The organism is Streptomyces sp. NPDC060366 (assembly GCF_042725135.1).
In the GTDB taxonomy this organism is placed as follows: Bacteria; Actinomycetota; Actinomycetes; order Streptomycetales; family Streptomycetaceae; genus Streptomyces.
In genome coordinates, this window is record NZ_JBHXDC010000002.1 from 122,025 (window position 1) to 144,418 (window position 22,394).

Consider the following 22,394-nt stretch of genomic DNA (forward strand, 5'->3'; position numbering starts at 1 on the left):
GGGGAATCGGTCGCTGCGGCGGACTGGCGCTCGGAAGCGTCAGCCGACGGAGCCTTCCATCTGGAGCTCGATGAGCCGGTTGAGCTCCAGGGCGTACTCCATGGGCAGCTCCTTGGCGATCGGCTCCACGAAGCCGCGCACGATCATCGCCATGGCCTCGAACTCGGTCATACCGCGGCTCATCAGGTAGAAGAGCTGGTCCTCGGAGACCTTGGAGACCGTCGCCTCGTGCCCCATCGACACGTCGTCCTCGCGGACGTCCACGTACGGGTAGGTGTCGGAGCGCGAGATCGTGTCGACCAGCAGCGCGTCGCAGAGCACGTTGGACTTGGATCCGGGCGCGCCCTCACCGATCTCGATGAGACCTCGGTAGGAGGTACGGCCGCCGCCTCGCGCCACCGACTTGGAGACGATGTTGGACGAGGTGTTCGGAGCCATGTGGACCATCTTGGCGCCGGCGTCCTGGTGCTGGCCCTCGCCCGCGAAGGCGATGGACAGGGTCTCGCCCTTGGCGTGCTCGCCCATCAGATAGACGGCCGGGTACTTCATGGTGACCTTGGAGCCGATGTTGCCGTCGACCCATTCCATGGTCGCGCCCTCGTAGGCCACGGCACGCTTGGTGACGAGGTTGTAGACGTTGTTCGACCAGTTCTGGATGGTCGTGTAACGGCAGCGGCCACCCTTCTTGACGATGATCTCGACGACGGCGCTGTGCAGCGAGTCCGAGGAATAGATCGGCGCCGTGCAGCCCTCGACGTAGTGGACGTAGGCGTCCTCGTCGACGATGATCAGCGTCCGCTCGAACTGGCCCATGTTCTCCGTGTTGATACGGAAGTAGGCCTGGAGCGGGATCTCGACGTGCACACCCTTCGGCACGTAGATGAACGAACCGCCGGACCACACGGCCGAGTTCAGCGAGGCGAACTTGTTGTCGCCGACCGGGATGACCGTGCCGAAGTACTCCTGGAAGAGCTCCGGGTGCTCCTTGAGCGCGGTGTCGGTGTCCTTGAAGATGACGCCCTGCTCCTCCAGGTCCTCGCGGATCTGGTGGTAGACGACCTCGGACTCGTACTGGGCCGCGACACCGGCGACGAGGCGCTGCTTCTCCGCCTCGGGGATGCCGAGCCTGTCGTACGTGTTCTTGATGTCCTCGGGCAGGTCCTCCCAGGACTCCGCCTGCTTCTCCGTCGAGCGGACGAAGTACTTGATGTTGTCGAAGTCGATGCCCGACAGGTCGGAGCCCCAGTTCGGCATGGGCTTCTTGCCGAACAGCTTGAGTCCCTTGAGACGCAGCTTCAGCATCCACTCGGGCTCGTTCTTCTTCGACGAGATGTCGCGCACGACCTCTTCGGAGAGACCGCGCTTCGCGGTGGCGCCTGCCGTGTCGGAGTCGGCCCAGCCGTATTCGTACTTGCCCAGTCCGTCGAGCTCAGGATGGGCGGTCTCCGTGGGGAGCGTCATGCGGGGTTCCTCCCGGCCGTGCTTTCGGATGCGTGATGTTCGGTCTGCTGGCTGATCTGCGGTGGATCGGTCTGTGGGGTGTCGGCCCCCGGGGTTCCGCCGACCCGTGACTTCCCCGGTGGCGCGCCGTGCCCGGCGCCGTGCGGGATGAACGTGGTGCACACCCCGTCGCCGTGGGCGATGGTCGCCAGCCGCTGCACATGGGTGCCCAGCAGCTCGGAGAAGAACTCCGTCTCCGCCTCGCACAACTGCGGATACTTCTCGGCCACGTGGGCCACCGGGCAGTGGTGCTGGCAGAGCTGCTCGCCCTGCTGGTTCGGGGCGCTACGAGCCGTAGCAGCGTACCCGTCGGCGCTCAGCGCCTTGGCGAGCGCCTCCGTGCGCTTCCCGGGGGCGGCGTCCTCGACCGCTTCCCGGTACGCCCCCGCCTGGGTGGCGATCCGGTCGCGCGCGAAGGCGGAGACCGCGGCGTCGCCCCGGGCGCCGCCGCCAGCGCCGCGGGCGATCCACTCGATGGCGTCGGCGGCGAGCTTGTCGTACGACTGGTCGAAGGCGTCCCGGCCGCAGTCGGTCAGGGCGAACACCTTGGCGGGCCTGCCACGCCCTCGCGAGCCGTAGACTCGCTGGTCACGCGGTTCCACGACGGCGTCGGCGACAAGCGCGTCGAGATGGCGGCGGACGGCGGCCTGGGTGAGCTTCAGGCGCCCCGCGAGGTCGGAGACGGTGGACGGGCCGTGGTCCAGGATGGACCGCGCGACCCGGTTGCGCGTCGAGCGCTCACCGGTCGCGAGTTCCTCCTGCGGAGCCTCGCCAACGTATTTCACAACGCCATTGTTGCGTAATTCCTTCGGGAGTGACAACAGCCGTCCGGTACGACGAGTGGTGCCCTACGTCACTTAGGGTCACCTAAGAAGCGCCCCCGGACCCTGAGCACCGGGGGCCGCTGCCTAGACTCACGGCATGCGCAGCGTCTTCGGAGAGCCGGTGGTCCAGGTCCGGGGCCTGGTCAAGTGGTACGGGGCCAAGACCGCGGTGAACGGCCTGGATCTGACGTTCCGGGCCGGCACGGTGTCCGCCGTCCTCGGCCCCAACGGAGCCGGCAAGACCACCACGATCGAGACCTGCGAGGGCTATCGCAGGCCGGACGAGGGCACGGTGCGTGTCCTCGGACTCGATCCCGTGGCCGACGCGGCGCGGCTGCGCCCGCGCATCGGGGTGATGCTCCAGTCCGGCGGCGTGTACTCCGGCGCCCGCGCGCCGGAGATGCTGCGCCATATGGCCGCCCTGCACGCGAACCCGCTGGACGTGCCCGAACTGATCGAGCGCCTGGGGCTCGGCGGCTGCGGACGTACGGCCTACCGGCGGCTCTCCGGCGGCCAGCAGCAGCGGCTCTCGCTCGCCATGGCGGTCGTGGGCCGTCCCGAGCTGGTCTTCCTGGACGAGCCGACGGCGGGGCTCGACCCGCAGGCCCGCCGGTCCACCTGGGAGCTGGTGCGCGAGCTGCGCGCCGACGGCGTGACCACCGTCCTGACCACGCACTTCATGGACGAGGCGGAGGAGCTGGCGGACGACGTCGCCATCATCGACGCCGGCCGCGTCGTGGCGCACGGCACCACCGAGGAGCTGTGCCGGGGCGGCGCCGAGAACACCCTTCGCTTCACCGGCCGCCCCGGACTCGACCTCGGCTCGCTCCTCAAGGCGCTGCCCGACGGGTCGGCCGCCGCCGAGCTGACGCCGGGCGCCTACCGGATCGGCGGCACGATCGACCCGCAGCTGCTCGCGACGGTGACGTCCTGGTGCGCGCAGCACGGGGTGATGCCGGACAAGATCTCCGTCGAGCGGCACACGCTGGAGGACGTCTTCCTCGAACTGACCGGTAAGGAGCTGCGGCCATGAGCGCCGGTACGGAGACGGGAACGGGCGCCGGCAGATACGCGCCCGCGCCGGGCGCGGCGCCGCTGTCGCGGATGATCGCGGCGCAGACGGCCTTCGAGACGAAGATGCTGCTGCGCAACGGCGAGCAACTGCTGCTGACCGTGATCATCCCGAGTCTGCTGCTGGTGCTGTTCTCGACGGTCGACATCATCGACACGGGCTCGGGCGCGTCGGTCGACTTCCTGACACCCGGCGTCCTCGCGCTTGCCGTGATGTCGACCGCCTTCACGGGGCAGGCCATCGCGACCGGGTTCGAGCGCCGTTACGGAGTGCTGAAGCGGCTGGGCGCCTCGCCGCTGCCGCGCTGGGCCCTGATGACCGCGAAGACGCTGTCGGTCCTGGTCACCGAGGTGCTCCAGATCGTGCTGCTGACGGTCATCGCGCTCGCGCTCGGCTGGTCGCCGGAGGGCAACCCCCTCGCCGTACTCCTGCTGCTCGTCCTCGGTACGGCGGCGTTCTCCGGGCTCGGCCTGCTGATGGCGGGCACGCTCAAGGCCGAGGCGACGCTGGCCGCGGCGAATCTGGTCTTCGTACTGCTGCTGGTGGGCGGCGGTGTGATCGTGCCGCTGGACAAGTTCCCGGACACGGCGCAGACGCTGCTGGGCCTGCTGCCGATCTCGGCCCTCTCCGAGGGGCTGCGGGAGGTGCTCCAGCACGGCGCGGGGATGCCCTTGGGCGACCTCGGGGTGCTGACCGTCTGGGCAGTACTCGGACTCGGCGCAGCGGCCCGTTTCTTCCGCTGGGAGTAGGAAGCGTGGCGCCCTTCTGAGCCGCGCCGGTGCCTCCCCGTCGAGTAACGGCGTGAGACCGCCGCCATTGATCCCTTTCGTCACGGGGCCCTTGGCCACCCCCTCGTGACTGCGTTCACAAACGCCCGCCTACCATGGTTGCCGTGTGGAACCCCCTCGACTACATCGCCCAGCGCTGGACGCCCTCCCCCCGTATCCTGCGCCGCGCCGCGCTCTCCGCCGTCGTGATGACCGTCGTCATCATCGTCACCGGCGGCGCCGTCCGGCTCACGGGCTCCGGGCTCGGCTGCGACACCTGGCCGAAGTGCACCGACGACAGCCTGTTCGCGACGCCCGAGCAGGGTCTGCACGGCGCGATCGAGTTCGGCAACCGGATGCTGACGTACGTCCTGTCGGCCGCCGTCGGCTGGGCGATCGTCGCGGCCCGGTCGGTCAAGCCCCGGCGGCGGGGTCTCACCCGGCTCGCCTGGAGCATGTTCTGGCTGGTGGTGGTGAACGCCGTCATGGGCGGCATCACGGTCCACATGCAGCTCAACCCCTGGACGGTGGCCGTCCACTTCCTGCTCGCCAACGCCCTGCTCACCGTCACCGTGCTCGTCTGGCAGCGCACCCGCGAGGGTGACACGGCGCCCCGGCCGCGGGTCCCCCGCCCCGTACGGAAGCTGTCCTGGGCCCTGGTCGTCACGACGGTGCTCCTGGTCACCCTGGGGACGACCGTGACCGGCTCCGGCAAGCACGCGGGCGACAGCAGCGAGGTGCCGCGCATGCCGTGGGACTGGATCGACGCGGCGCACGTGCACGCGGCGGCGGCCTGGGCCGTCTGCGCGCTGGCGATCGCGATGTGGCTGGTGCTACGCGTGGTGGACGCCCCGGACGACATCCGCGCACGGGCGCGTGACCTGCTGATCGTGCTGCTCGCGCAGGGCGGTATCGGTTACGTCCAGTTCTTCACCGACGTCCCCGAGATCCTGGTCGGCGTCCATATGCTCGGCTCCGCGCTGACCTGGATCGCGGTGCTGCGCCTCGCCCTCAGTCTGCGTGAGCGGCCCGTGGCGGACCCGGAGATCCCGGCGCAGGCAGACCCGGCCGACCCGGCGCTGTCCACCGCCTGAGCGGACGACCGACCCGAGTGACCCGAGCGGCCGTCACACCTCGTCCAGGCCGTACACCCGGCGGGCGTTGCCCGAGGCGATCATCTTGGCCACGCGCCGCGCGTCGGCGAGCGCCCACGAACCCTCCGCCACCCAGCCGCCGAGCACCCGCGACAGCGACTGTCTGAACACCCTGGCGCCCACCACGTGCAGTTCGGGCAGCCCGCGCGCGCCGCTGGAGTAGAGCAGCTTCCCGAACGGCGCCAGCTCCAGTACCTCCGCCAGTACGTCCGCCGCGCGGGCCCCGGTGTGCGCGAGGGCCGGGCCGAGATCCACGTACACATGCGGATAGGCCGCGGCGAGCCGGGCCGCGTGCCGGTGGTACGGCAGGCCGTGCAGCAGCACCAGGTCCGTGCCGAGCCCGGCGGTGGCCGCCGCGAAGCCCGTGATCCGCGCCGGCCCGCCGTCGGAACAGTCGGCCCGGCACCCCTCGCCGCCGCCCGCGTGCAGTTGGAGCGGCAGCCCGGTGGCGACGGCGGTCCACAGCAGATGGCGCAGCAGTACGGGGTCGGTCAGCCGGCCGCCCACCCGCCGCCGGGCGAGCCAGCGCCCGGCGGCCGTGCGCACCTCTCCGGGGCCGGGCGGATCGCCGGCCGGGGCGGAGCCGTGGCGCAGGGCGGCCACGGACACGAAGGCGACGGCCGATCCGGCCGCCGTGTGCACGGCGTGGGCGAGATTGGCGAGCAGCGAGTCGACGGTGCCCGAGGTGTCGGCCACCTGCTGGGCGAGGAGTTCGAGCCGTACGATCTCGCGGGCCTCGGCGGCTCCGGCCGCGGCGATCTCCTCGGGCCCGGTCAGATCGCCGGGCAGCCCCGTGTCGACCAGATAGGTGGTGACACCCGTGCCCCGCAGCAGCCGCCGCCCGGCCTCCAGGACGCCGAGCTCCCGGCGCCTGGCGAGATAGCCGGCGGGCGAGGTGTGCGGCTCCAGTCCGAGGAGCGGCGGGCACCAGCGCCGTACAGCGAATCCGGTCTGGGTGTCGAAGAAGGTGGTGCCCGCGGCGGGCGGTCCGGCGGTCCTGCCGAGCTGTGCCTCGAAGGTGCCGAGGCCCAGCTCCGTACGGAGGACGCCGTGGCAGTTCTGGTCCACCAGAGTCGTTGTCTCGATCATGGCGCTTCCCGTCGTGGACCGTATCCCTACAGTCCTAACGGGAAAAGCGCGCCCGAGTGTTGGCCGACCCCGCGCCGAAACAGGCCCTGAGGGCTTGCTAGTCGTTGTCCGGGCCGCCGACCTGGATGCCCGCCATGCGTGTCCACTCGTACGGGCCGGTGCGGACCTTCGCGGCGAACTCGCCGTCGAAGGACTCGTGCACCGTGATCCCGGCCTTCTCGACGGCCTTCAGCGCCACGTCGTGCGTGGGGGCGACCAGGTCGCCCCAGTCACCGTCCTGGGCCACCAGCACGATGCGGGTGCCGGACTGGCCCAGATACGCGAGCTGCCCCTCGGCGGCTCCGCCGTGCCGTCGCGCGAACGCGCCGATCTGCTTGGCCAGTCGGGCCGCGCGCCGTTCGTCCCGTACGGCCTGCCGGCTCGCACGCGCGCCGTCGCCGGTCTGCTCGTCAACCTCGGTCTCTGCCATGACCGACATGCTACCGACGGGTAGTCGTTCTATCGAAGGAAGGGGTCCACCGCGACGGCCACGAAGAGCAGCGACACATAGGTGATCGACCAGTGGAACAGTCGCATCTCCTTCAGCTTGCCGCCCGTCGCACCGGACTTGGCGCGCGACTGGAGCCCGTGCGCCTCCCAGAGCCACCAGGCGCCGGCCACCACGGCCACCGAGGTGTAGAACCAGCCGGTGTAGCCGAGCGGCGTCAGCAGCAGCGACACCGCCACCATCACCCAGCTGTAGAGCACGATCTGGCGGGCCACGGTCTGGTTGGAGGCGACGACGGGGAGCATGGGCACGCCCACGCGCGCGTAGTCCTCGCGCACCTTCATCGACAGCGGCCAGTAGTGCGGCGGCGTCCAGAAGAACATCACCAGGAAGAGGATGACGGCGGCCCAGGACAGCGAGTTGGTGACGGCCGACCAGCCGATGAAGACCGGCATGCAGCCGGCGATGCCGCCCCAGACGATGTTCTGCGAGGTGCGCCGCTTGAGGATCATCGTGTAGACGACGACGTAGAACAGGAGCGCGCCGAGCGCGAGCGCCGCGGACAGCCAGTTGACCAGCAGGCCGAACCAGAGCGTGGAGATCACGGCCAGGGCGAGCCCGAAGACGAGACCTTCACGGGGCGAGACCATGCCGGTGACCAGCGGACGCTGCGACGTACGGTCCATCATCGCGTCGATGTCGCGGTCGATGTACATGTTCAGCGCGTTGGCGCCACCGGCGGACAGATAGCCGCCGACGCAGGTGACGAACACCAGCCACATGTCCGGCACGCTCTGCGCGGCCAGGAACATCACCGGGACGGTGGTGATGAGCAGCAACTCGATGATCCGTGGCTTCGTCAGCGCCACGAACGCTTTGACGCGGGCCCCGAACGGCCGATGGCCCCCCGGGCTCGGAGTCAGGACGACCCCAGCGGGTCGGGACTCGACGGCCGTCACGCACACCCCAGACAGAGAAATCCCAGCAAGCTCCAGGCGTGAAGGCCCGGTAAAGGCTTGCGCGTACCACGCCACTCTAGACGTTGCCCATATGCCGTTCTTCTCGGGGGTGGGCTCGTGTTGACGCCTGGTGGGAGCCTGTGGTGAGGGTCGGACGTCACCGCGCGATCGTCCGCGAGAGGTGTGCCGGACATCCGCCCGGCATCCTGACGATGTCTCTTCTTTACAGAGGTCTTTCACCCACGTGGACGGGAATGGTCGCGCGGCGTCACGAGGGTAGGCTCGGCAGCGAACCGGTGCGCCCTCAGACACCGGGATTCGACATGTGGAGAGGAGCCCTGACTCAGGGTGAGCACCAAGCCGACCACCACAGATCTCGAAGAGTGGACCGACCTGGACCGCAAGGCGGTCGATACCGTCCGCGTCCTGGCCATGGACGCCGTACAGAAGGTCGGCAACGGCCATCCCGGTACGGCGATGAGCCTGGCCCCCGCCGCCTACGTGCTCTTCCAGAAGCTGATGCGGCACGACCCGGCCGACGCGCAGTGGACCGGACGCGACCGGTTCGTACTCTCCGCGGGCCACTCGTCGCTGACTCTCTACATCCAGCTGTATCTCGCGGGCTACGGCCTGGAGCTGGACGACCTGAAGGCGTTCCGCACCTGGGGCTCGAAGACCCCGGGTCACCCGGAGTACGGCCACACGGTCGGCGTCGAGACCACCACCGGGCCGCTCGGCCAGGGTGTCGCCAACGCCGTGGGCATGGCGATGGCCGCGCGTTACGAGCGCGGCCTCTACGACCCGGAAGCGGCCGCGGGCACCTCTCCCTTCGACCACACCATCTGGGCGATCGCGGGTGACGGCTGTCTCCAGGAGGGTGTCTCCGGCGAGGCGTCCTCGCTGGCCGGTCACCAGAAGCTCGGCAACCTCGTCCTGCTCTGGGACGACAACCACATCTCCATCGAGGGTGACACCGAGACGGCCGTCTCCGAGGACACCCTCAAGCGGTACGAGTCGTACGGCTGGCACGTCCAGCGCGTCGAGCAACTGCCGGACGGGGACCTCGACCCGGCGGGTCTGGCGCGCGCGCTGAAGGCGGCGCAGGCGGAGACCGAGCGACCCTCGTTCATCGCCGCCCGCTCGATCATCGCCTGGCCCGCCCCGCACGCGCAGAACACCGAGGCCGCGCACGGCTCGGCGCTGGGCGACGAGGAGGTGGCCGCCACCAAGCGGGTGCTGGGCTTCGACCCCGAGCAGACCTTCGAGGTCGGCGACGAGGTCCTGGCGCACACGCGTGAGGCGCTCGACCGCGGCCGTGAGACGCGCGCCGAGTGGGAGAAGACGTTCGCCGCGTGGCGTACGGCCAACCCGGAGCGCGCCGCCACGTTCGACCGGGTCCGCGCGGGCGAACTGCCCGACGGCTGGGAGCAGAAGCTGCCGGTCTTCGAGACCGGCAAGGCTGTCGCCACCCGTGCCGCGTCCGGCAAGGTGCTCCAGGCGCTCGGCGCGGTCATCCCCGAGCTGTGGGGCGGCTCCGCCGACCTCGCGGGCTCCAACAACACCACGATCGACAAGACGTCGTCGTTCCTCCCGGCGGACAACCCGCTGCCGGAGGCCGACCCCTACGGCCGCACGGTGCACTACGGCATCCGTGAGCACGCCATGGGTTCGACGATGAACGGCATCGCGCTGCACGGCAACACCCGTATCTACGGCGGCACTTTCCTGGTGTTCTCCGACTACATGCGGCCGGCCGTACGGCTCGCCGCGCTGATGCAGGTGCCCGTCACCTACGTCTGGACGCACGACTCGATCGGTCTGGGCGAGGACGGTCCGACGCACCAGCCCGTCGAGCACCTGTCCGTACTTCGTGCCATCCCCGGTCTCAACATCGTGCGTCCCGCCGACGCCAACGAGACGGCGATCGCCTGGCGCGAGATCCTGGCGCGGCACGCCAAGGGCGCGCCGCACGGCCTGGCGCTCACGCGTCAGGGCGTGCCGACGTACGAGGCCAACGAGGGTGCGGCCAAGGGCGGTTACGTCCTGTTCGAGGCCGAGGGCGGTGAGCCCCAGGTGGTGCTGATCGGTACGGGCTCCGAGGTTCAGCTGGCCGTCGAGGCGCGCGAGCGGCTCCAGGCCGAGGGGATCGCGACCCGCGTGGTGTCGATGCCGTCGGTCGAGTGGTTCGAGGAGCAGGACCAGGCGTACCGGGACAGCGTCCTGCCGCCCTCGGTGAAGGCGCGCGTGGCGGTCGAGGCCGGTATCGGGCTCACCTGGCACCGCTTCGTGGGTGACGCCGGCCGCGTCGTCTCGCTGGAGCACTTCGGCGCTTCGGCCGACGGCAAGGTCCTCTTCCAGGAGTTCGGCTTCACCGCTGACGCGGTCGCGTCCGCGGCCCGGGAATCTCTGGCAGCCGTAGCGCGCTGACGCCGGTATACGACAAGTAGGAGATGCAACTCTCATGACAGACGCACTCAAGCGCCTCTCCGACGAAGGCGTCGCGATCTGGCTCGACGACCTTTCGCGCAAGCGCATCACATCCGGCAATCTCGCCGAACTGATGGATCAGCAGCACGTCGTGGGCGTGACGACCAACCCCTCGATCTTCCAGAAGGCGATCTCCGAGGGCGACGGTTACGAGACCCAGCTCACCGACCTCGCGACCCGCCGGGTGACCGTCGAGGAAGCCGTCCGCATGATCACGACGGCGGACGTCCGTGACGCAGCGGACATCCTGCGGCCGGTCTTCGACGAGACGCAGGGCCAGGACGGCCGCGTCTCCATCGAGGTCGACCCCCGGCTGGCGCACAACACGCGGGCGACCATCGCCGAGGCCAAGCAGCTGGCCTGGCTGGTGGACCGCCCGAACACCCTCATCAAGATCCCGGCCACCGAGGCGGGGCTCCCGGCGATCACCGAGACGATCGCCCGGGGCATCAGTGTCAACGTGACGCTGATCTTCTCGCTGGAGCGCTACCGCAAGGTCATGGACGCGTACATCACCGGTCTGGAGAAGGCGAAGGACGCGGGTCTCGACCTCTCCAAGATCTACTCGGTGGCGTCCTTCTTCGTGTCCCGTGTGGACACCGAGATCGACAAGCGGCTCGACGCGCTGGGCACCGACGAGGCGAAGGCCGCGCGCGGCAAGGCCGCCGTCGCCAACGCCCGGCTGGCCTACGAGGCGTACGAAGAGGTTTTCGGCGACGACCGCTGGGCGGCACTGGACCGGGTCCAGGCCAACAAGCAGCGCCCGCTGTGGGCCTCGACGGGCGTCAAGGACCCCGCGTACCGGGACACGATGTACGTCGACGACCTGGTCGCCCCGCACACGGTGAACACTATGCCGGAGGCCACGCTGAACGCGGTCGCCGAGCACGGAGCGGTCACCGGTGACACCGTGAAGGGTACGTACGACCAGGCACGCGCCGATCTCGAAGCCATCGAGAAGCTGGGCATCTCCTACGACGACGTCGTCCAGGTACTGGAGGACGAGGGCGTGGAGAAGTTCGAGAAGTCCTGGACCGACCTGCTCAAGTCGACCGAGGCGGAGCTCAAGCGCCTCGCCCCTTCGGAGGACTGAACCCTTGACCGCAACCCACGGAGCGAATCCGCTTCGTGACGCCGCGGACCGACGGCTCCCGCGTATCGCGGGGCCGTCGGGCCTGGTCATCTTCGGCGTCACGGGCGATTTGTCCCGTAAAAAGTTGATGCCCGCCGTCTATGACCTCGCCAATCGCGGTCTGCTGCCGCCGGGCTTCTCGCTCGTCGGCTACGCCCGTCGTGAATGGCAGGACGAGGATTTCGCGCAGGAGGTCCACGACGCCGTCAAGGCCCACGCCCGTACGCCGTTCCGGGAGGAGGTCTGGCAGCAGCTCATCCAGGGGATGCGCTTCGTCCAGGGCGACTTCGACGACGACCAGGCCTTCGAGAATCTGAAGTCCACGATCGAGGACCTCGACAAGGTGCAGGGCACGGGCGGCAACTTCGCCTTCTACCTGTCCGTACCGCCGAAGTTCTTCCCCAAGGTCGTCAAGCAGCTAAAGAAGCACGGGCTGGCCGACCAGAAGGAGGGCTCCTGGCGGCGCGCCGTCATCGAGAAGCCGTTCGGCCACGACCTGACCTCCGCCCAGGAGCTCAACAAGGTCGTGCACGAGGTCTTCCCGTCCAACGAGGTCTTCCGGATCGACCACTACCTGGGCAAGGAGACGGTCCAGAACATTCTGGCGCTGCGCTTCGCGAACACCCTCTTCGAGCCGATCTGGAACCGGTCGTACGTCGACCATGTGCAGATCACCATGGCCGAGGACATCGGCATCGGCGGCCGGGCCGGCTACTACGACGGCATCGGCGCGGCGCGTGACGTCATCCAGAACCACCTCCTCCAGCTCCTCGCCCTCACCGCGATGGAGGAGCCCGCCTCCTTCGACGCGGACGCCCTGGCCGCGGAGAAGACCAAGGTGCTCGGGGCCGTACGGCTGCCGCACGACCTCGGCAAGGACACGGTGCGCGGGCAGTACGCCGCCGGCTGGCAGGGCGGCGAGAAAGCCGTCGGCTATCTGGAGGAAGACGGCATCGACCCCAAGTCGAAGACCGACACCTACGCCGCGGTGAAGGTGGAGATCGACAACCGCCGCTGGGCGGGCGTCCCGTTCTACCTCCGTACCGGCAAGCGGCTCGGCCGCCGGGTCACCGAGATCGCGGTCGTGTTCCAGCGCGCCCCGCACTCGCCCTTCGACCACACGGCCACCGAGGAGCTGGGGCAGAACGCCCTGGTCATCCGGGTCCAGCCCGACGAGGGCGTGACCATGCGGTTCGGCTCGAAGGTGCCCGGCACGGCGATGGAGGTGCGGGACGTCTCGATGGACTTCGCCTACGGCGAGTCCTTCACGGAGTCCAGCCCGGAGGCGTACGAGCGACTGCTGCTCGACGTGCTGCTCGGCGACTCCAACCTCTTCCCCCGTACGGAGGAGGTCGAGCTCTCCTGGAAGATCCTCGACCCGATCGAGCACTACTGGGACAAGCACGGCAAGCCCGCGCAGTACGAGTCCGGGACCTGGGGTCCGGTCGAGGCGGACGAAATGCTCGCACGACACGGACGGAGCTGGCGTCGGCCATGAAGATCGACCTTACGGACACCACGTCCAGCAAGATCAACAAGGCGCTGGTCGAGGGACGCCGGGCGATCGGCACCCCGGCCGTCGGCATGGTCCTCACCCTGGTCCTCGTCACCGACGAGGAGAACGCGTACGACGCGCTCAAGGCCGCCAACGAGGCGTCCCGCGAGCACCCGTCGCGCAAGCTGGTCGTCGTCAAGCGGTTCTCCCGCTCGGCGCGCGACCGGTCCAAGGCGCGCCTCGACGCCGAGGTGCGGGTGGGTGTGGAGGCCGGCACCGGCGAGACGGTCGTACTGCGGCTGTACGGCGAGGTCATCGAGCATGCCCAGTCGGTCGTCCTGCCGCTGCTGCTGCCCGACGCGCCCGTCGTGGTGTGGTGGGCGGCCAACGCGCCCGACAACCCCGCGAAGGACCCGCTGGGCACGCTGGCCCAGCGCCGGGTGACGGACACGTACGCCGCCGAGAACCCGATCGCGGAGCTCAAGGCCCGTGCCGCCGTCTACACACCGGGCGACACGGACCTGGCCTGGAGCCGGATCACCCCGTGGCGTTCGATGCTGGCCGCCGCGCTGGACCAGGTCGACTGCAAGGTCACCTCGGTCCGGGTGGAGGGCGAGGAGCTGAACGCGAGCTGCGAGCTGCTCGGCATGTGGCTCGCGGAGCGGCTGCACGTTCCCGTCACCCGCGCGGTCTCGGCCGGTCCCGGTCTCACCTCCGTCCGGATGGAGACCGACTGCGGGCCGATCGAGCTCCGCCGGACGGACGGCTCGCTGGCGACGCTGGCCATCGATGGCCAGCCGGACCGGGCGGTGGCGCTCAACCGGCGGGAGACCTCGGAGCTGATCGCCGAGGAGCTGCGCAGGCTGGACCCGGACGACACGTACGCGGCGACGCTGCGGTTCGGCGTGGACCGGCTGGAGCCGGTGAAGGCGGACGGCGACGGCGACAGCGACAGCGACAGCGACAGCGACGCTCCCGCGGCGAAGAAGGCGGCTCCCGCGCGCGGGTCGGCCGCCAAGAAGGCGGCGTCGAAGTGAGCGTTCCGCAACTCGTCGTGCATCGCGACAAGGAGCTGATGGCGCAGGCCGCGGCGGCCCGGCTGATCACGAGGATCGTGGACGCCCAGGCCGCGCGCGGCAGCGCGTCGATCGTCCTGACCGGCGGGCGCAACGGCAACGGTCTGCTGGCCGCGCTGTCCGGGGCGCCCGCCCGCGACGCGGTCGACTGGACCCGGCTCGACCTCTGGTGGGGTGACGAGCGCTTCCTGCCGGGCGGCGACCCGGAGCGCAACGACACCCAGGCCAGGGCGGCGCTGCTCGACTCGGTGCCGCTGGATCCCGCGCGGGTGCACACGATGCCGGCGTCGGACGGGCCGTACGGCTCCGACATCGAGGCGGCGGCGGCCGCTTACGCGACCGAACTGGCCGCGGCGGCGCGGCCGGAGGACCACGCGCGGGTCCCGTCCTTCGACGTGCTGATGCTCGGCGTCGGGCCGGACACCCATGTGGCCTCGCTCTTCCCCGAACTGCCGGGCGTCCGCGAGAGCGAGCGCACGGTGGTCGCGGTGCGCGGCGCGCCGAAGCCGCCGCCGCTGCGCGTCTCGCTGACGCTCCCGGCGATCCGGGCGGCGCACGAGGTGTGGCTGCTGGCGGCGGGCGAGGACAAGGCGGAGGCCGCCGAGATCGTGCTCTCCGGCGCGGGCGAGATCCAGGCGCCGGCGGCGGGCGCGTACGGGCGGGCGCGGACGCTGTGGCTGCTGGACGAGGCGGCGGCGTCGAAGCTGCCGCGCGCGCTGTACCCGACGGGTTCGGCCTGAATCCTGGGACAGCGCTTCTGATGGAGCGTCATATTGCTGATACGGCGGCCCGGTTCGTGCACACGAACCGGGCCGCGGTGCGTCTCGCCCCCGGTGTCTTCTGCGGTCCTGGCTGTCAGTGGGTCCCGGTAGCGTTCTTTCCCTACCGCAGTGCGGGGTTCTTTCCCCTGCGGGATTCGCCATGCGTGAACGGGGAGAGGTGCGTGCGTGATGGGCTGGCTGTCGGCGGGCGAGGGGTATGAAGTCGCCTTGGTGGAAGGCCGGGTGACCGCGAGGTCCACATCGGGGCGGGCCGCGGGGCGGCAGTTGAAGACGCTGCCCAAAGGGGTGAAGACACATCCCGAGGTGGACCGGCTGCGCAAGCTCGCCGAATGGCTGGACCGGCACGCGACGGAGTGTGTGGCGCGGGTGGACGGCTGGATGGTGTCGTCCCTGCCCGTCCCCACCGCGCTGCTGGGCCGGGTGTGGCCCGACGAGGCGTGGCAGGCCGGGCTGCGCGACATGGTGGTGATGGGCGCGAGTGCGGACGAGGTCGGCTTCCTCCGGGACGCGAACGGCTCCGGCGAACTCCGGGTGGTCGATCCGGACGGCGAGACCATACGGCTGTCACCGGAGACGGTGACGCTGCCGCACCCCGTTCTGCTGCCGGACCTGGACGATCTGCGGGAGTTCGCCGCCGAGTTGGGCCTGACCCAAGGAATCGAGCAGATCCACCGGGCCACCTGGCGCAAGCCGGCGGACCTCGACAAGAAGGCGACCTCGGTGTCGGACTTCGCGGGTGGCGCCTACGACTCGCGGTTCGGTCTGGCGGCGCGGGCGACCTCGCTCGGCTACCGGGTGTCGGGCGGCTACGCCACCTGCCGGATACGGGAGGCCGGGGCGCTCACCGAGGCGTCGGTGTGGATCGGGGAGCCGTACTGGTACGGGGAGTCCGAGACCGGCGACCTGACCTGGAGCGTGGTGGACGGACGCTCGCTGCGGCTGCCTGAGGTCGGACAGGTCGCCTGGTCCGAGGGGATGCGCATGGCCGCGGCGCTGTACGCCGGCCGCACGGTCGAAGAGGGGGAGAACACGTGAGTGACACGGGGGCAACGGTGCGGGCGGAGACAGGGACACAGGATCGGAGCGCGGAAGCCGGGGCCGAAGTGCGGGCCACGGCCGAGCAGTTGCTGCTGGCCGGAGCGGTGCTGCCGCCCGGCACCGACGGCGCGGGCGAGCGGGCGGTCCCGCTGACCACCCGCGCCTACCGGCATCCTGGGCTCGACGACCGGGTCGTGGTGCGGCTGGTGGCCGGGGAGCTGGGAGCGGCGGAGGACCTGGCCGCCGGTTTCCTCGGTCTGGAGCCGGACGGCGAGCCCGCCGAGGTCGGGCTGGGGCTGCGGCAGTCGCTGAGCTTCCCGGAGTGGGTGCTGGTGCACCACCCGGCGGACGGCCGTCAGGCACTCGGGCTCATGCCTGAGCTGGACAAGGCCGACCGGCAGGCGAAGACCAAACCGAAGGTGGCGCTGGCCTCGTACCAGCAGATCGCGGGGCGGCTGGCCGACTCCGTACCGCACTTCCTGCCGACGTTCTTCGAGCGCGCCGGGCGGGTCTTCTCGGAGGTCGAGAACCCGGGGTTCGCGGGGCAGATGTTCCTGCGGGCCCGCGACGCCGAGAGGCAGTACGGCCTGGCGGTCGACGAGGAGCGGCTGCACGCGGTGTTCCTGGAGTTCGCACTGGCCGGGGCGCTGCCGGTGAAGGCGTTGACCGGGCATGCGCGGGGGCTCGCGGAGCGGGTGCCCGCCGACGAGGCGTACAGCCGGTTCCGTGAGGTGTGTGTACGGCGTACGGCGGCCGGGTTCGAGCCGTCGATCCAGATGTCCACCGATCTGCGCAGGCTGGCGAAGGCCGTCGGGACGGACCCGGCGGTGGCGGAGGGCGCGTATCTGACCGCGCTGCTCGCCCTTCCGGCGACGCGGCGGGCGGCGCCCGGCTGGTGGAAGGGGCACCGTTCAGCCCTTGTCGCGCTGGCCCGGCGGGAGCCCTCGGCGTGCGGGACGCTGCTGAATCTGCTTCCCGAGGACAACGAATGCGCCGAGTTCTGGCTGGAGTTGCTGGAGGAGTGCGGCGCGGCCGAAGGGCTGTGGGACGCCGCGCTGCCGGCCGAGCGGCGGCCGGAGGACGGTGCGGTCGGCTGGTATCTGCGGTTCTCGAAGTACCGGTCCTCCTCACATCGGACGGCCTCCCGGATGCCGGCGCTGCTCTCGCTCGTGGAGCGGACGGCCGGGCAACTGCGTACGGAGCTGGCCGGAGCCGATGCCGGGTCCGAAGCCGTGTCGGCTCTGCCCGTCCCGTACGAGGACGTGGATCTTCTCGACCTGCTGCTGTCCCAGGACGTGCCGGTCGCGGATCCGAGGAGTGAGCGCCGGGTCCTGCGTCTGCATCTGGACAGGTGGGCCGCCGACCGGGACGCGGACCGCCGTGATCTGCTCGCGCTGGCGGCGGACGAGCGTTTTCGGCCTTCGTTCGGGGCGGGGATGGACAGTCTCGGCGGCGAGATCGCGCCCTACCGGCTGCTGGCCGACTCCCCCGGTGGGCGCCCGATGCTCGCGGAGTGGATGAAGGCGACCGCGCGGGAGTTCTCCGTCGACGCGCTGCCCGGCCTGCCCGACCGTCTGGAGCGGCTGCGCCGGATTCCCGGTGTGGCACTGGCTCTCGCCGAGGAGGATGTGCGGGCCGCCGCCGCCACCGATCTGGCCCCGCTGCTGGTCCGGACCCTGCGGGCCGGGATCTTCGACGAACTGGGCTGGCCCGCCTGGGAGGAGACGATCGCGGCATTCGCTCCGAAGGCCGAGGACCGGGACAAGATCGTCCTCGCCGACGCCTGGCCTCATCTGATCGTGGCGGGCGCCTCGCAGGCGCGGGTGCTCGACGCCGACGGCGCGGTACTGACACATGACCTGCGTATCCCCGACGACGCGTACGGCTGGTACCGGCATCCGGGTTTCCATTACGTCGACGGGCAGTTGCTCGTCCACTGGCGGGCCTACTCCGACGGCGACGTGCTGAAGGGCTACTGGCACACCGCCGCCGACAGCCCGGCTCCTCTGGAGTCCGCCGACGGCATCAGGGGCGTCCAGGTCGGTCAACTGGGCAACGGCCTGGGGGTGTTCACGCTGCCCAGGCCGGGCGGCGGGCGGCTCACGGGCGACGGTGTGCTGTACGCCGGGGACACCTCGCTGCCCGCCGAGAGGGCGGTGCACACGGACGGGACGCGGTACTGGACCAGGTCGGTGGACGCCGAAGGCGCCGTACTTCTGCACGAGCTGGACCCGGAGTCCGGCAAGCCCCTCGCCGTCGGCAGGCCCGCCTTCTTCACCGAGGCGACGCGCGACGCGCCGGAGGGCAGCACCTTCGCCGGTGGCGTGCTGCTGCCCGCCCCGTCGGCGAAGACCGGTCCCGGTGCGCATCCCGTGGGCGGTCTGCTGGGCTGGCGGGTGGTGCGGCTGCTCGACGGCTCGCGGCGCTGCGAGGACCTGGCCGGGCACACCGCCACACTGCCCCATGACGCCGGTTGGCCGGCCCGCCCGCTGATGTTCCCCGGCGACGACCGGCCCCGAGGCGTCGGTGGCGCCGGGTCCGAGATCAGGCTGATCGACCCGGAGGGCACGGTCACGGCGTACGCGCGGGTGGACGGAGCGCCGGGGCCGTTCGCGGCGGGCACGGCGCTGCTGCCGCCGGAGAACTACTGGCACTGTCTCAGGGCCAGGGACCCGCGGGGCTCCGAGGCGCTGCGCGGGATCGACCGGGACACGGCGGCGACGCTGCTCTCGGCGGCGGTCGCGCAGGCCAAGAAGGCGAAGGAGGACGCCGCCGCGGGAAGGGGGACGGGCACGAGTACGGAGCCGGGGACGGACGAACTCCTCTCCCTGGTAAGCGAGTTGCTGCCCTCCGTCAGCCACGAGGCGCTGGTGGCCGGGACCGCCGGGGTGGTGCGGTTCGCCGCCGGACAGCAGGCCGAGCTGGACGCGATCGTGGCGCGCCTTGAGGAGAAGGCGCTGGTCGAGCGGCCGAAGGCGGAGGCTGTCGGCCCGGGGAACGGGCTGCTCGGCGAGGCTCTCGACGGACTCGCGGACGACTGCTCCTTCTCGTCGTACGGGGGCAGCAGGCACAGCCTCTTCGGTCAGCTCCGTGCGCTCAGTGAGGTGTTGGGAAGCCCTGCCGAGCACCGGCCCGAGCCGGGGAAGGCCGTCCGGCTCCACCTCGACGGGTCGCCGCTGCCCGTGGACAGGACCGAGTGGGAAACGCTTCTCGGCGCCCCGGCCGCGCCGGCGTACCGGGCCGCCTCGGTGACCACGGAGCGGGAGCACCGCGAAGCGCTGGACGAGCTGCTGGCGGAGCTGGACACGCTCGGCCTCATCACGGCCAAGAGCGTCGGCCACTGGCGCGTCTGCCGGCTCCATCTCGACGAGAGCGCGCTCGTCGACGCGGACGGCACCCAGCGGCGGGGGAACTGGTCGGGGGTGCTGCCACTGGCCGGCGGCGCGTTCCTCGCCTTCGTCCGCGCGGGGTACTGGGACGGTTCCCGTCGCGAGTTCACCGCGCTGTTCCACGATCCGGCGGGCCGCTTCGAGGTTCCCGCGCCGTACACCGTCAATTCCGCGCCTCGCGAGGTCGGCACCGGCGGTGGCCGGGACGGCGACTGGTTCGGGGCCTTCCGCGCGGAGCTGGCCGAGCGCGGGCCCGCACCCTGGTTCCCCGCCGCCGCCCAGGAGTTCGCCCGGCTCACCGGCGTCACGGAATCCGCGGCCGGGCTGATCGTGGCCGGCCTGCCCCGCGTGTGCACGTACGAGCAGGACTTCCTGCCCACGGACGTACGGAACACACTCGGCCTGAAGATCCCGAACGCCGCTCTCGCCAGGGACGAACTGCGTGGCGTGGACGTCGGCGTCCGACGGGCCGTCGTGGCTGCGCTGCTGCCAGCCGAACCCGCCCGGCTGTGGACGCAGGGACCCGACGTGGCCGCCGCCGCCGACGTCTGGAACAGCGAGCTGGGCCGGCGGACACCCGTCCCGGAAGAGCTGCTGCTGCTCGTGGCGAAGGCGGTCCGGGCCGTGCGGTCGGACTGGACACCGGAGCGGACCCTGCGGGCGCTCCTCGACCCGGCCGGCGAACCGCGGCTGACGACCGACGCGGTCTGGCGGGTCCACCAGGACAGCGTCGCTCCCGTCGGCCCGGACCGCGCGGTGTTCGACACGGACACGCTGAAGTCCCTTGTCGCGACGGCCGCGTGGCTGGCCCACCGGCTCCCGGCCGGCCATCCCGTCCGGGCCCTGCTTCCGGGAGTGGTGAGCGCTGTCCGGGAGCGGCTGGCCAACCCGGAGCTGATGCTTCGCCTGGGCGGGTACGCGAGCCTGACCGCGTTCCGCGCGGCGGCCGGCGCCCCCACCGAGACCGGCGAGGGGTACGAACGCTACGGCGCGGTGATCATGAGCACCCACGACAACCAGCCGTATCCCGCCGTTCGCCCCGCGCTGCTGGACGCGGCCGGCGACGACCCCTATCTGCCGGTGGTGCGAGGCATCGGCGACGGCTACGGCCGCACCGACGCGCAGGACACCCAGAAGCTCTACCCCGTCGAGATCGGTATGCGCGTCGCCCGCGATCCGGACTTCGCGGCGCTCCTCGGTGACCCGGGTGACCCGGCGGCCGGCGAGCGGGACAAGGACGGCACCTGGTATCCGCAGGATCCCGGCCGGTCGGTCCCCGATCTGGTCACGGAGGCCGCCAAGGAGTTCGGTATCGGTGAGGACGCGGCCGTGCTCTATCTGATGCTGCTGGCGATGCCCGATCCGACCGACACCAACGTCGCCAAGTGGACGGGCTGGAAGCGGCGGCGCGGCGGCGCCGCCCGTATCGAGGCGGCGCGTGAGGAACTGGCGGCCACCGACCTGGTGGTCAGGGCGGCCCGTACCGGGGCCAGGCGCTCGCTCTTCCTGCCGGGCGGCTGGACGGTCACCGATTCGGCGGTCATGTCGCTGGAGCGGTGGAAGCTGCCGCTGTTCGATCTGGCCGGCGGGGGAAGCGCGCCGCTGGGCGTGATCGCGCCCAGCGAGCCGGTGGCCGACCTCTACCGCCGGGCCTGGCAGCGGGTCAAGGACGGCGACGCCCCTCGCTTCGACGAGCTGAAGGCCCGGCGGAGCGGGCGGGGCTGACCGTACGTACGGCGAGGGCGGGGTGCAGGTCGCCCCGCCCGCGCCGACCGCCCGGCACCGCCCACCGACCCACCGCCCACCCGAGCACCCGAGCACCCGAGCACCCGAGCACCCGAGCACCGACGGTCACACCGCACGACACTCCGGCCCGGCACTCGGCCCGGCCGAACCCTTACCCCCTGCGGGACGTGGCGCCATGCCGCGCGACGCGCCCGCACCGAACAAGGACTACTGCGCATGACCACCCGGACAGACACCCTGGCAGAGAGCCGGGAGACGGCCCCCGCGACCCGGCAGTCGCTGCCGGCCGAGGAGCGGTACGCCACCGAACTCGCCTTTCTCGCCGCGTACGACGACGGCCCGCGCCCGCCCGGCTGGGCACTCACCCCGCGCGCGGTGGTCACCTTCATCTGCGGCAGCGGAGACGAAGCCCTGCGGCTGCCCGGGACCCACGCCGGGCTGCCCGCCCGGCTGACCATCACCGGCAAGTTCATCGGCGAACGCGCCCTGGTCGAGCGGTGCGTGGTCACCCTCGTAGGCGAACGCGGCCTGCTGCTCGTCGGCGAGCCGGGCACCGCGAAGTCGATGCTCTCCGAGCTGCTGAGCGCCGCCGTCAGCGGCACCAGCGCCCTCACCGTGCAGGGCACCGCCGGCACCACCGAGGATGCCTTCCGCTACGGCTGGAACTACGCGCTGCTGCTCGCCCAGGGCCCCACACCGCAGGCACTGGTCGCCTCGCCCGTGCTCACGGCCATGCGGACCGGCCGGGTCGCCCGGATCGAGGAGATCACCCGCTGTCTGCCGGAGGTGCAGGACGCGCTCGTGTCGATCCTGTCCGACCGGCGGCTCAGCGTGCCCGAACTCGCGGGCACGGACGACGCGCAGGCCGCGGCCGTCCCCGGCTTCAGCGTGATCGCGACGGCCAACCTCCGCGACCGGGGCGTCTCCGAGATGTCGGCCGCGCTCAAGCGGCGCTTCAACTTCGAGACGATCCACCCCATCGCCGACGCGGACGCCGAGACCGCGCTCGTACGGGGCCAGGCGACGGCGGCCGTGGAGCGCGCGGGCACGGCGTACGCGGTGGACGACGCCGTGCTGGACGTGCTGGTGACCGTCTTCCGCGATCTGCGCAACGGCCGGTCGGCCGAGGGCTGGGACGTGGAGCGGCCGGGCACGGTGATGTCCACCGCAGAGGCCGTGCAGGTCGCCGCCTCGCTCGGGGTGGCGGCGGCCTATCTGCCCGGCGGGGATCCGCTCGACCTGGTGCCCGGCCATCTGCTCGGTGTGGTCCTCAAGGACGACCAGGCCGACCACGGACGGCTGTTGGGCTACTGGGACGGTCCGGTACGCCGCCGCGCCGAGGACGGCGCCGAGATGTGGCGCCGGCTCTGGGACCTCCGGGAGAACCTGCGTTGAGC

The 22,394-nt window shown here is 71.2% G+C and carries 16 protein-coding genes; 11 read left to right on the forward strand and 5 right to left on the reverse strand.

Translation table 11 applies throughout. The features are described from left to right. Positions 1 to 39: 39 nt before the first annotated feature. Together sufB and ACFWHU_RS05375 are read right to left on the reverse strand one after the other, a co-directional pair. Positions 40 to 1,461, reverse strand: a complete 1,422-nt coding sequence (gene sufB / locus ACFWHU_RS05370) for a Fe-S cluster assembly protein SufB (protein ID WP_387224053.1) — start codon at positions 1,459 to 1,461, stop codon at positions 40 to 42. After that, on the reverse strand, positions 1,458 to 2,285 hold the full coding sequence (locus ACFWHU_RS05375; RefSeq protein ID WP_387224054.1) for a helix-turn-helix transcriptional regulator: 828 nt from the start codon (positions 2,283 to 2,285) through the stop codon (positions 1,458 to 1,460). Before ACFWHU_RS05375 ends, sufB begins: the two co-directional genes overlap by 4 nt. A gap of 136 nt (positions 2,286 to 2,421) precedes the next feature. Here ACFWHU_RS05375 and ACFWHU_RS05380 point away from each other — a divergent pair, with 136 nt between their 5' ends. The 3 genes from ACFWHU_RS05380 (at position 2,422) to ACFWHU_RS05390 (ending at position 5,257) form a co-directional block, all read left to right on the forward strand. Further along, positions 2,422 to 3,357 (forward strand): ABC transporter ATP-binding protein, encoded by a 936-nt coding sequence (locus ACFWHU_RS05380; protein WP_387224055.1) that lies wholly within the window; start codon positions 2,422 to 2,424, stop codon positions 3,355 to 3,357. Then, complete coding sequence (locus ACFWHU_RS05385; RefSeq protein ID WP_387224056.1) at positions 3,354 to 4,145, forward strand: ABC transporter permease; 792 nt, start codon at positions 3,354 to 3,356, stop codon at positions 4,143 to 4,145. The genes ACFWHU_RS05380 and ACFWHU_RS05385 overlap by 4 nt, the downstream gene beginning before the upstream one ends. Positions 4,146 to 4,279: 134 nt before the next feature. Next, entirely contained in the window at positions 4,280 to 5,257 is a 978-nt protein-coding gene (locus ACFWHU_RS05390) for a heme A synthase (RefSeq protein WP_387224057.1), read from the forward strand. A gap of 33 nt (positions 5,258 to 5,290) precedes the next feature. On the opposite strand, the gene ACFWHU_RS05395 is transcribed toward ACFWHU_RS05390, so the two are convergent. From ACFWHU_RS05395 to ACFWHU_RS05405, 3 genes are all read right to left on the reverse strand, one after another. Next, positions 5,291 to 6,406, reverse strand: coding sequence for an amidohydrolase family protein (locus tag ACFWHU_RS05395; protein ID WP_387224058.1), 1,116 nt, complete (start codon positions 6,404 to 6,406; stop codon positions 5,291 to 5,293). A gap of 97 nt (positions 6,407 to 6,503) precedes the next feature. Next, positions 6,504 to 6,875 (reverse strand): hypothetical protein, encoded by a 372-nt coding sequence (locus ACFWHU_RS05400; protein WP_385794744.1) that lies wholly within the window; start codon positions 6,873 to 6,875, stop codon positions 6,504 to 6,506. Between the two features lie 29 nt (positions 6,876 to 6,904). Further along, entirely contained in the window at positions 6,905 to 7,852 is a 948-nt protein-coding gene (locus tag ACFWHU_RS05405) for a heme o synthase (RefSeq protein ID WP_385794746.1), read from the reverse strand. A 348-nt stretch (positions 7,853 to 8,200) separates the two neighbouring features. Here ACFWHU_RS05405 and tkt point away from each other — a divergent pair, with 348 nt between their 5' ends. From tkt to ACFWHU_RS05445, 8 genes are all read left to right on the forward strand, one after another. Further along, the gene (gene tkt, locus ACFWHU_RS05410; RefSeq protein WP_385794748.1) at positions 8,201 to 10,279 is read left to right on the forward strand and encodes a transketolase; all 2,079 of its coding nucleotides are present in this window, start codon (positions 8,201 to 8,203) and stop codon (positions 10,277 to 10,279) included. Positions 10,280 to 10,313: 34 nt separating this feature from the next. Continuing rightward, complete coding sequence (tal, locus tag ACFWHU_RS05415; RefSeq protein ID WP_385794750.1) at positions 10,314 to 11,432, forward strand: transaldolase; 1,119 nt, start codon at positions 10,314 to 10,316, stop codon at positions 11,430 to 11,432. 4 nt (positions 11,433 to 11,436) lie between these two features. Continuing rightward, complete coding sequence (gene zwf, locus ACFWHU_RS05420) at positions 11,437 to 12,969, forward strand: glucose-6-phosphate dehydrogenase (RefSeq protein WP_078077914.1); 1,533 nt, start codon at positions 11,437 to 11,439, stop codon at positions 12,967 to 12,969. Further along, a complete protein-coding gene (opcA, locus tag ACFWHU_RS05425; RefSeq protein WP_387224059.1) occupies positions 12,966 to 14,003 on the forward strand; it encodes a glucose-6-phosphate dehydrogenase assembly protein OpcA in 1,038 nt (345 codons plus the stop codon). Before zwf ends, opcA begins: the two co-directional genes overlap by 4 nt. After that, positions 14,000 to 14,782, forward strand: a complete 783-nt coding sequence (gene pgl, locus ACFWHU_RS05430; protein ID WP_385794754.1) for a 6-phosphogluconolactonase — start codon at positions 14,000 to 14,002, stop codon at positions 14,780 to 14,782. The genes opcA and pgl overlap by 4 nt, the downstream gene beginning before the upstream one ends. 210 nt (positions 14,783 to 14,992) lie before the next feature. Next, entirely contained in the window at positions 14,993 to 15,859 is an 867-nt protein-coding gene (locus ACFWHU_RS05435; protein WP_387224060.1) for a DUF4132 domain-containing protein, read from the forward strand. Further along, the gene (locus ACFWHU_RS05440; protein WP_387224061.1) at positions 15,856 to 20,976 is read left to right on the forward strand and encodes a DNA-binding protein; all 5,121 of its coding nucleotides are present in this window, start codon (positions 15,856 to 15,858) and stop codon (positions 20,974 to 20,976) included. Before ACFWHU_RS05435 ends, ACFWHU_RS05440 begins: the two co-directional genes overlap by 4 nt. A 237-nt stretch (positions 20,977 to 21,213) precedes the next feature. Beyond that, on the forward strand, positions 21,214 to 22,392 hold the full coding sequence (locus tag ACFWHU_RS05445; RefSeq protein WP_387224062.1) for an AAA family ATPase: 1,179 nt from the start codon (positions 21,214 to 21,216) through the stop codon (positions 22,390 to 22,392). Positions 22,393 to 22,394 lie beyond the last annotated feature (2 nt).